The organism is Pedobacter sp. ISL-64 (genome assembly GCF_018613605.1).
Lineage (GTDB): Bacteria > Bacteroidota > Bacteroidia > Sphingobacteriales > Sphingobacteriaceae > Pedobacter.
In genome coordinates, this window is the sequence record NZ_JAGGPU010000001.1 from 468,918 (window position 1) to 476,465 (window position 7,548).

The window sequence follows — 7,548 nt, forward strand, 5'->3', positions numbered from 1 at the left end:
TTAAGGCGTAGGGCATATCTCCCCTAACCATAAACCATAAACCTTTCGCCTTTCACCTCCCTTTGCATGTCAAAAAAAATAGAAGTTTGTTTAACACCAGCCTTGATTGATTTATATGATATCGAACAAAGCATTGTGGTGGTTATCGATATTTTAAGAGCCACATCATCTATTACCTACGGAATAGATAATGGTGCTGAAGCGATTATTCCAGTTGCTCAGGTAGAAGATTGTTTAAACTATCGTGATAGCGGATTTTTATTGGCGGCAGAACGAAATGGAGAAGTGGTAGCAGGATACGATTTCGGTAATTCGCCATTCTCTTATACCCATGAAAAAGTGAACGGAAAAACGGTCGTGTTAACTACTACCAATGGAACTAAGGCCTTGCATTTGGCTCAGAAAAGGGCCTATCAGGTTGTAATTGGCTCCTTCCTGAACTTAGATTCACTTTGCGATTATTTGAAAAGTCGGGATAAGAATGTGCTTTTGCTTTGCGCCGGTTGGAAAGATCAGTTCAATTTAGAGGATACTCTTTTTGCGGGTGCTGTGGTAAATAATCTCCGTCAAAATTTCGAACATTTTGATGATTCTAGCGTGGCTGCAGAAGATTTGTATGCCTTAGCTAAGGCAGATCTGAGGAAATACCTCCACAAATCATCACATAGCCATCGTTTGGCTCAGTTGAATATAGAAGAAGATGTTGTTTTCTGTCTGCAGTTAAATCTATGCAAAACAATTCCCGTATTGGAAGGCGAGCGTTTGGTTGCCTTAAAAAATTAAAAACTAAAATTTAAGCCCAGCAATACTGCATTTTTTCTGAAACTTGCACCATTAAATTGAGTTTCCTCTGTTGGTCTACTATTAAAATAAGCTTTATCTACACCAGAGTAAGTGTTGATGTTATTGATCTTATAGTCAACTTCTATCCGTAAACTTTTGTTTAATGGTACAGCCAGATTGATATCGCCACTCAATGAAAAGGAATTTGCCTTATGTGTAAAGCTTACAGGTTTTGCAAAATCAGGAATTAAATTCCAGTTGGCTTTTGCCGAATAAGTATAAAAGCCGCCTAAAACTGTAGCGCCTATACTGAATTTCTGCATTTTAAGAACAAGTTCTGCTCCAAAATCGAATCCTTTATATCTTGCTACATACGTAGAGTTTAAGCCTTTGCTATCAGGATTAGTTGCGCTTTCTAACAAATGAAATTTTTGCTGATGATATGACAGTCCAACAATTGGATTGATGTTAAAATCGCCAAATTTGAACAGTTGGTAACTGAGCTGTAAATTGGCATCGTATAAATAACCTTTATTTGCGTTCAGCAGATCGAAATAAAAAGCATTTTGCCGGTTATCATCTGCATAATCGGTATCTTCTGCCTCGCCCTTGGTTATGCTGCTGTAATGGTTAGCGGCTTTAATACTAAGCCGCTCGGTAATATTGTATTTAATGTCTAAGCCAAAACTAGGCCCTTTAAGATTTTTCCAGATGAGTTCTGATAATACATTCGGACTGGTTCCAGCTGCATTACCTGCAATAGACCAATCAAATCTTGATTGTTGAATGCCTGCATAAGGCTTTACCTCCCATTTATAGGGATTATCTTGTGCCGATGCAGTTTGGTAGAATAAAAAGAGTGTTAAGCAGGTTAAAAATGGTTTGATAAAGGAAATCCGCAAAGCGATCAGCATATCTGTTTTTATTTTACAACAACAAAATACACATAGTGGTTATTTAAAACCACTATGTGTAATAATTTATTTTCTAAAATGGATATACTGAAGCGATAAATGACTTATCAGTAGGTGATAATACGGTATTCCATCCCACCTCGAAATCACCGATGGTTAATTCGTTTGGAACAGAATAGTGCATGATCGAATATTTATCGTAAGCGCTATAATTGGTTTGTGTGGTACTGTATTTTGCAAATAAGTTATTGTCTACATCTGCCTGAGTCCAGTAATTTGGTGCAGCAGCATAATAGGCATAAACAGCAGGTTTATCCCATGGAATGGCCACCAATGGGTGTTGGTGCTCATGGATCAATCCTAAGGCATGGCCAAATTCATGGATTACCACGCGGCTATATTCAGAATCTGCTGTAGTTGCAGTTAACCAACCGTAGTTCATAGTCGCACCAGTGCTAGGCGTTGATTTTCCAATGTACGACCAAGATCCATCCCCACTTACAAAACTTACCCTGATTTTGGCTGTATTGTCGTTTGTTACAAAGTTGAATTTGATGTTGGCATATTGTTCCCACGCTTTCGCATATTGGATTACTTTAGCCCTGATGGCTGATGTGCTTCCGTTTAAACTTACTTTAATCGTAGTTCCAGGAATCCATTTTGTTGACTTTAGAACGGCGCCTCTTGGGGTAGTTCCATCCAATGATCTTTCTGTACAGATCTGGATGTCGCCAAGGGGATTAACAGCTGATAATTCAGGTTTTTGTAAATCTGCCGTCTCTGTAGGTTTTTCTTTTTTACATGCGAATAATACTGTGGTTAGCGCCAGGGCAGTTAATAGGGTTTTATTTAATTTTAAGAATTTCATGTTTAGGTTTTTTTAGGTAAAAATTAATGATCTGTATTTGACTTGGAAATCAAGTTAGAAGATCGTAAAAACAGGAATTCTTCTTCTTTGAAAAAGAATAATCAGGTTGAAAAACATAGATAGACATTTAGGTTTAATTTACTCTACACTTGCAAAGTAATCCTAAAGTAAAATAATATCATATCAACACCAAGAGAATTGTAATATTTTTATTGCATAAGTGTATTTTTTACACTCGTTTATTTGTTTAATATAGACTATTTTATTGTAGTTTAAATATTACATATCGCAAGAAATCCACAAGTGAATCTACTTGCTATTTTGTAATTAATTCAGAAATTGTTGGACTGTTTTTAATCGTAATCAAGGCTTCTTCGTGTGCCAGCCAATAAATATCTTCTGCACGTTTCATATCGAATGTACTAATAGCCCCTAAACCTTTTGGTTCGATTAATACGTTACAGAATTTTGCTTTTCTTTCCATATCGTGGTTAATAGACATTATACCTGCGCGTCCCATTAAATTGGTAATACCGGTAATTTTATCAACAGGTTTAAGGTGGTTACAGGACGAGCCTATAATGAAATCGCAGTCGTCCATTAAAGGTTCAACCGGGAAATTATTTAAAATGCCGCCATCCACATACATCTGGCCATCAATCATAATGGGTTTAAAAATACCAGGTATGCAGCTAGAGGCATGAATAGCCCTAATAAGCGGTCCTTTTGTAAAATAAACCAATCGGCCTTCACTAAAGTTTACAGCAGCAATAGTTAAAGGTATTTTTAGCTTCTCAATTGAATCTTCCGGAAAATATTCCTTTAAAATTAAAGCAGTATTTTCAATATTAATTAAGCCTAACGACCCTACTGCGGGGCGTACAAAGCGCCAGAGTTTTGTTTTAAGGAAAATATTCAAACCTTCTTCTGGATCTATGCCAGCTGCAAAAAAGGCTCCGGCTATCGCTCCTGCACTTGTTCCGCTAATGTGACTAAAGGTAATGCCTAAATTACTAAAGGCCTTTAAAACGCCTAAATGTGCTATTCCCCTAATGCCTCCGCCTGATAATACAATGCCAACTTTCATAGATTTAATTTAGGATGATTATTTAATAAATTGATTCAGGACTAACGGCTCCGGACTCAGGACTATTTTTGTTGTTTGGGTTTGTACTTCGATTGATTTAAAATTTTCTGTGCATCGTTATCTGCCATTAATTGTTGTAAAGTAACATCAGGATGCGCTTTCATATATTTCCTTACAATTTGCCAACCTGTCCATACGCCCAATTTTGGTGCCGAATCTCTATTTTCGCCTAAACCTGGGGTAAAAGGCCCTTCAGATAAAAATACCTGGATCTTTTGATAATCGGTTTGGTATAAAAAGTTGTTCTCCAAAAAATATGCCCAAATATCTCCTTCAAAATTTTGTGCCCAATCCAATTGTTGTTGTGTATAGCCTATTTTAATAGAATCAGCTGTGTTTTCAGGCAAAACTTGATCAAGAAAGTATAAAACTTTCCCCTGGAAAATCATTTTAGACAACAGGGTCGTGTTATCATCAGGCTCAGCAAAAAGTTCTTCGTGGGCATATGTTTCGGCCACACGGGGCACAATATATTCAGGTGCAAACCTCCTCGAAAGGTATAAGGGTACACTTTGTACAATCGCTTTATAAAATTTGCTGTCTTTGCCCAGAAACATGTCCAAACCAATACCCAAATAGTTATCGCCCACTGGCATTTGGTAAGCAAAACCTGAAGCAAAAGAAATAAATTTTGGAATTTTAGCTTTTGGATAATAGTATTTAATGTATTTAAAAGTTTCGGTCAATCCTTCTTCTTGCACTTTTAAGTTTGGAAAAACGCTATCAACTTCTTTGCTTAAATCGGTATAAGCCTGGTCGCGGTACAAATTGGCTAACGATTCGGTATTTGAATATTTGCTGTCCAGAATCCGGTGGATAAAATCGTCATAAAACACACCATATTTTGAACCAAGCTGTTTATCTACCTCAATAACATTTTTGTTTTTCCCATCAAATAGCTCGCTATCAAATCTTTCGATTGTAATGTTTACCTGTATATTGGTTACATCGGGCCTGTTGCTTTGCCTGCAGGAAATAAATGTGATGGCAAAAAGAAAAATTAGATAAATTTGCCAGTGTTTTACGTTATACATCATGTACAACAAATATATATAAACACCTATAGCATGAAAAGAATATCGACCATTTTAATTTTGTCTGTTTTAAGTTTTGGCGCATGGGCGCAAAATTCGCCTTTAACCAATTACGGCTTTAGGTTAGGTTTAACCGCTACGCCAACCTTTGGTTGGATTAAACCCGAGCAGGGAAAAACAGACGGAATAGCTTTGGGTTTTTCTTATGGATTAATTGGCGATTTTAATTTTGCCCCGAATTATAGTTTTTCCACCGCTTTAACCATCACCTCAATTAATGGTAAAAGTACTGAGGCCAATGTTTTACCTTATTACGCAACCAATAGCAGTACAGCACCGAAAGCTTACGATTTAAAATATAAACTACAATATGTAGACCTGCCTTTAACCATTAAACTAAAAACGGTAAAGACTGATGGAAAACGCTGGTATGGTCAGTTTGGATTGTCTAATTCAATCAACATCAGTGCTAAACAAGATGCTGTAACAGGTGGAGCGGTTGTTGGCGATAATTTAAATGTATCCGATAACATTAAACTTTACCGTGCGGGATTAATCATCGGTGGCGGCGGCGAATTTGATATTTCGGGCAATACCAGTATCGTGGCTGGTTTAACTTTTAATAACGGTTTCACTAATATTGTAACAGATAAAGCCAGAGATGTTAGAAATCATTATTTGGAACTTAATTTCGGTGTATTCTTTTAATCTGGATATTTGTCTTGATACTTGATACTCACTACTTGATACATTAATATGAAAATAGCACTAGCACAACTCAATTACCATATCGGGAACTTTGAGGCAAACACGAAAAAAATAACCGAAAATATTCAATTGGCGAAAGATAAAGGTGCAGATTTGGTTGTTTTTGCCGAGCTTGCTATCTGTGGCTATCCACCAAGAGATTTTTTGGAGTTTGATGAGTTTATCGTATTGTGCGAAACTGCTGCTCAGGAAATAGCCAAACACTGTACAGATATTGCCTGTATTGTGGGCCTACCTATTAAAAACGAAGTATTACAAGGAAAAGATCTGTTTAATGCAGCCTATTTCATCGAAGAAGGGAAAGTTAAAGCCGTGGTTAAAAAAGCACTTTTACCTACCTACGATGTATTTGATGAATATCGTTATTTCGAACCTGCCACACAATTTAACTGTATCGATTTTAAGGGAAAAAAAATTGCCTTAACCATTTGTGAAGATCTGTGGAATATCAACGATAATCCACTATATGTTTCTAATCCAATGGATGAGCTGATTAAGGAGCAGCCAGATGTGATGATTAATATTGCGGCATCTCCTTTCTCTTACACCCATGATGATGAACGCATTAAAGTATTGGGCGATAATGCAAAAAAGTATAACCTGCCTGTATTTTATGTAAACCAGGTTGGTGCGCAGACTGAAATTATTTTTGATGGCGGTTCTTTGGTTTTTGATGCTGATGGAGCCGTGAAAGCAGAGATGAAGTATTTTGAAGAGGATCTTCAGGTTTTTGATCTGGAAGAGGTTGAAAATGTGCGTAATAAATATCCTCAATCGGAAAGATTGACCGATATTGAGCAGATTCATGACGCATTGATTTTAGGTATAAAAGATTATTTCAGTAAATCTGGCTTCAGTAAAGCCGTTTTGGGCTTATCAGGTGGGATCGACTCCGCTGTGGTTTGTGCCTTGGCTTGTCGTGCGTTAGGCCCAGAGAATGTAATGGCCGTTTTAATGCCTTCTAAATTCTCTTCCGACCATTCTGTTCAAGATGCTTTAGATTTGGTTAACAATATTGGTTGTATGCACGAAATTGTTCCAATTAAAGAAGTTGCAGAAGCTTTCGATCATATACTGGCACCAGCTTTTAAAGGTTTGCCTTTTAACCTTGCCGAAGAAAATGTGCAGGCCCGTATCCGTGGCATTATTAATATGGCCGTGAGTAATAAGTTTGGTTATATTTTATTGAATACATCGAACAAAAGCGAGTGTGCTGTTGGTTATGGGACTTTATATGGCGATATGTGCGGTGCAATTGGGGTAATAGGCGATGTATACAAAATGCAGGTTTTTGAGCTGGCCAAATACATTAACAAAGAAAGGGAAATAATTCCGGTCAATACCATTGTTAAACCACCATCTGCAGAGTTAAGGCCTGATCAAAAAGACTCTGATTCCTTACCGGAATATGAAATTCTCGATAAAATATTATATCAGCATATCGAAAAGAAACAGGGCTCAAAAGCCATTATTGCTCAAGGTTTTGATGAGGCATTGGTGCTGCGGATTCTGAAAATGGTTAATGTTGCAGAATTTAAACGCTATCAAACACCACCTATTTTAAGGGTATCACCAAAAGCATTTGGCATGGGCAGAAGAATGCCGATTGTAGGGAAATATATGGCTTAAGTTGTTGTGGAGCCGGAAAATTGTAATGTTTAAAAAGTTGATCAATTAATTGTTTAACCTACTCACTGCAAAGCAGAAACTGCCACTAATCATTTTTAATTGTTATTGAGCTGATTTAATGCAAGTTGCTTTACCTCACTTTCTTTTTCAAAAGAGATAATATGGCGCAAGTTGGCCTGGTTGTTCATTTTACCAACTGCAATTTTTCGTACTTCTATATCGCCGTCAAAACTGGCAATATGAAATAAGTTGGCTTGATTGTCCATTTTCGCAGTAGCAATTTTTCTAACTTCTGCATCGTCATTAAAATTGGCAATGTGAAATAAGTTTGCTTGATTGTCCATTTTACCAACTGCAATTTTTCTTACCGCAACATCATCGTCGAAATTGGCGATATGAAATAAG

General features: G+C 37.0%; 8 protein-coding genes. 3 read left to right on the top strand and 5 right to left on the bottom strand.

Translation table 11 applies throughout. The features are described 5' to 3' along the window. Positions 1 to 66 precede the first annotated feature (66 nt). Positions 67 to 783 (top strand): 2-phosphosulfolactate phosphatase, encoded by a 717-nt coding sequence (locus J7E57_RS02125; RefSeq protein WP_215130136.1) that lies wholly within the window; start codon positions 67 to 69, stop codon positions 781 to 783. Here J7E57_RS02125 and J7E57_RS02130 read toward each other — a convergent pair. From J7E57_RS02130 to gldB, 4 genes are all read right to left on the bottom strand, one after another. Then, a complete protein-coding gene (locus J7E57_RS02130; RefSeq protein WP_215130138.1) occupies positions 780 to 1,697 on the bottom strand; it encodes an omptin family outer membrane protease in 918 nt (305 codons plus the stop codon). The two genes, J7E57_RS02125 and J7E57_RS02130, sit on opposite strands and share 4 nt — an antisense overlap. Before the next feature lie 73 nt (positions 1,698 to 1,770). Then, positions 1,771 to 2,565, bottom strand: a complete 795-nt coding sequence (locus tag J7E57_RS02135) for a M12 family metallopeptidase (protein ID WP_215130140.1) — start codon at positions 2,563 to 2,565, stop codon at positions 1,771 to 1,773. 316 nt (positions 2,566 to 2,881) lie between these two features. Then, the gene (locus J7E57_RS02140; protein WP_131028005.1) at positions 2,882 to 3,652 is read right to left on the bottom strand and encodes a patatin-like phospholipase family protein; all 771 of its coding nucleotides are present in this window, start codon (positions 3,650 to 3,652) and stop codon (positions 2,882 to 2,884) included. Positions 3,653 to 3,714: 62 nt separating this feature from the next. Then, positions 3,715 to 4,749: a gliding motility lipoprotein GldB gene (gene gldB / locus J7E57_RS02145; RefSeq protein ID WP_215130142.1), complete on the bottom strand. Its 1,035-nt coding sequence runs from the start codon at positions 4,747 to 4,749 to the stop codon at positions 3,715 to 3,717. Between the two features lie 30 nt (positions 4,750 to 4,779). Between gldB and J7E57_RS02150 the strand changes: the two genes are divergently transcribed. Both J7E57_RS02150 and J7E57_RS02155 read left to right on the top strand, forming a co-directional pair. After that, the gene (locus J7E57_RS02150; RefSeq protein WP_215130144.1) at positions 4,780 to 5,454 is read left to right on the top strand and encodes a porin family protein; all 675 of its coding nucleotides are present in this window, start codon (positions 4,780 to 4,782) and stop codon (positions 5,452 to 5,454) included. 48 nt (positions 5,455 to 5,502) lie between these two features. Then, a complete protein-coding gene (locus tag J7E57_RS02155) occupies positions 5,503 to 7,143 on the top strand; it encodes an NAD+ synthase (RefSeq protein WP_215130146.1) in 1,641 nt (546 codons plus the stop codon). A gap of 95 nt (positions 7,144 to 7,238) precedes the next feature. On the opposite strand, the gene J7E57_RS02160 is transcribed toward J7E57_RS02155, so the two are convergent. Further along, a partial coding sequence (locus J7E57_RS02160; protein WP_215164905.1) for a hypothetical protein occupies positions 7,239 to 7,548 on the bottom strand: 310 nt, incomplete at its 5' end.